The organism is Zoogloea sp. LCSB751 (assembly GCF_002028455.1).
Classification (GTDB): Bacteria; Pseudomonadota; Gammaproteobacteria; order Burkholderiales; family Rhodocyclaceae; genus Zoogloea.
Genome location: NZ_MWUM01000718.1, coordinates 1 through 229, shown reverse-complemented (window position 1 = coordinate 229; position 229 = coordinate 1). Strand labels below are relative to the sequence as shown.

At 44.5% G+C, this 229-nt stretch carries 1 protein-coding gene; it reads left to right on the top strand.

All coding sequences use genetic code 11. The features are described 5' to 3' along the window. Positions 1-229 (top strand): serine dehydratase beta chain (locus tag B4920_RS28310; protein WP_305847150.1); only part of this gene is annotated, 229 nt, incomplete at both ends.

Here is a 229-nt window from a genome sequence, read left to right as displayed (position 1 = left end):
CCTTCCCGCCCATGCGAACGCCATGACACTGTATGCCTACAGCAAAGGCGAATGTATTTTTGAGCGCACTTACTACTCTGTCGGTGGCGGATTTATCTTAGATGAAGATGAAATCAACCAACGTAATGCCTCACCAGCATCGCAAATTGAATCAGCACCTTATGATTTTAACAGCAGCGCCCAATTACTCGAACTTTGTACTGAACATGGCTTAAGCATTTCATCCTTA